Annotated in this window: 3 protein-coding genes and 1 pseudogene; all 4 read left to right on the top strand. The window is 67.6% G+C overall.

The genetic code is table 11. From position 1 onward, the window contains the following. A pseudogene (locus tag EAO76_RS45735) lies at positions 1–289 on the top strand (transposase); the annotation flags it as partial. Between the two features lie 247 nt (positions 290–536). Beyond that, positions 537–1,085, top strand: coding sequence for a winged helix-turn-helix domain-containing protein (locus EAO76_RS44275; RefSeq protein ID WP_148832312.1), 549 nt, complete (start codon positions 537–539; stop codon positions 1,083–1,085). After that, a complete protein-coding gene (locus EAO76_RS00935; RefSeq protein WP_148832310.1) occupies positions 1,082–1,696 on the top strand; it encodes a transposase in 615 nt (204 codons plus the stop codon). Before EAO76_RS44275 ends, EAO76_RS00935 begins: the two co-directional genes overlap by 4 nt. Further along, the coding region (locus EAO76_RS00930; protein ID WP_148832308.1) for a transposase at positions 1,693–2,151 on the top strand (459 nt) is incomplete at its 3' end. The genes EAO76_RS00935 and EAO76_RS00930, both read left to right, overlap by 4 nt.

The raw sequence follows: 2,151 nt of genomic DNA, 5'->3' as shown, positions 1-2,151 counted from the left end.
CATCGCCGCCCACACCCAGCTCCGCCTCGCCCGACCTCTCGCCGAAGACCTCCGCCGCCCCTGGGAACGCCGCACCGAACCACGACGCCTCACCCCCGCCCGCGTCCGCCGCGGGTTTCGCAACCTCCGACCGACCACGGCCCGTCCGGCAGCCACACCGAAACCGTCCCGCCCCGGCCCCGGGCGGCCGCCCGGCTCGAAGAACAAACACCGCGCCAAGCGCCACGACGTCGGCAAGACCGTCAAACGCGCCGAGACCATCAAGGAACACGAAGCCCGCCGAGGATAAACGCCAAGCTGAGAAGGCGTTGTTGTACCGAACTTGATGGACGTGTTTCCCCAAGTCAGGCATGACGTCGAGGACGGAGAGGGAGGCTCGGGCTGTCGTTTTGTCTAGTCTGTGGAGGTGCGAGATGGCGTCGGTCGTGGGGTTGCTGGAGGACCGCGAGCTAGTGTGATGCGCCAGAAAACAGAGCAAAACTAATCCTCTGAATTTCTGGCGCATCACACTACTGATCTTTTCGTAAGTTCGGTGGGTGTGGTGGGCTCGTGGGTGGGAGCCTGTCAGGGTGCCATATCAACCTTCGTCCTCGACTGCTGATTCTTCTCTCCCGCCGCTGTCTCGGCCCCAGTTGGCGGAGGCGCGTCGCGTTCGGGCGGCCGAGTTGTTCGAYGACGGCGTCTCGAACGCGGAGATCGCTCGTGCGGTGGGGGRGTGTTCCGAGAGCGTGCGACGCTGGCGGCGAGTGTGGGAGACCGGCGGTGCTTCAGCCCTGCGGCGTCGTGCGGCCACCGGACGCCCGGCCAAGCTGGACGACGCCCGGGTCGAGGCAGTCCGGACCGCACTGGAACGAGGTGCCCGGGCTCACGGCTTCGAGGCCGATCTGTGGACCTTGGAACGCGTCGGCGTCGTCGTGGAGCGGGTGACCGGGGTGGCGTTGTCCAGAGCGTCGGTGTGGCGGTTGCTGACCGGCCGGCTGGGGTGGAGTCTGCAGCGGCCCGAGCGGKGGGCGGTCGAGCGGGACGAGTCGGAGATCGCCCGCTGGATCGCACACGAGTGGCCGCGGATCAAAAAGGGGCGGTGAACACACGTGCCTGGATCGTGTTCCTCGACGAATCAGGTGTCTCACTCCTCCCTCAGATCCGCCGCACCTACTCGCCCCGAGGACGAACCCCGCTCCTGCGGCACCGGCTGAACTGGAAGCGGGCCTCTATGGCCGGGGCCCTGGGCTACCACTCCACCGACCCCGACCGCGGGGCTCGTCTCTGCTTTCACCTCAAGCCCGGCAGCTACGACACCGACGGGTTGATCGAGGTCCTGGAGCAGATGAAGGTGTTCTACCGCGGCGAGAGGGTGGTCCTGGTCCGGGATGGCCTGTCCGCCCACTGGAGCCGGGCGATGCGGGCCTGGGTCGCCGAACAGGACTGGCTGACCCTGGAACGCCTCCCGGCATACGCCCCCGAGCTGAATCCGGTGGAACTGCTGTGGTCCTCACTCAAGAAACGCGAACTCGCCAACCTCGCCGGCGACCACCTCGCCGGGGTGGCGTTGTCCAGAGCGTCGGTGTGGCGGTTGCTGACCGGCCGGCTGGGGTGGAGTCTGCAGCGGCCCGAGCGGAGGGCGGTCGAGCGGGACGAGTCGGAGATCGCCCGCTGGATCGCACACGAGTGGCCGCGGATCAAAAAGGGGCGGTGAACACACGTGCCTGGATCGTGTTCCTCGACGAATCAGGTGTCTCACTCCTCCCTCAGATCCGCCGCACCTACTCGCCCCGAGGACGAACCCCGCTCCTGCGGCACCGGCTGAACTGGAAGCGGGCCTCTATGGCCGGGGCCCTGGGCTACCACTCCGCCGACCCCGACCGCGGGGCTCGTCTCTGCTTTCACCTCAAGCCCGGCAGCTACGACACCGACGGGTTGATCGAGGTCCTGGAGCAGATGAAGGTGTTCTACCGCGGCGAGAGGGTGGTCCTGGTCCGGGATGGCCTGTCCGCCCACTGGAGCCGGGCGATGCGGGCCTGGGTCGCCGAACAGGACTGGCTGACCCTGGAACGCCTCCCGGCATACGCCCCCGAGCTGAATCCGGTGGAACTGCTGTGGTCCTCACTCAAGAAACGCGAACTCGCCAACCTCGCCGGCGACCACCTCGCC

The organism is Streptomyces sp. sk2.1 (assembly GCF_008120935.1).
Taxonomy (GTDB): Bacteria; Actinomycetota; Actinomycetes; order Streptomycetales; family Streptomycetaceae; genus Streptomyces.
This window is presented reverse-complemented; position numbering and strand designations above follow the sequence as displayed.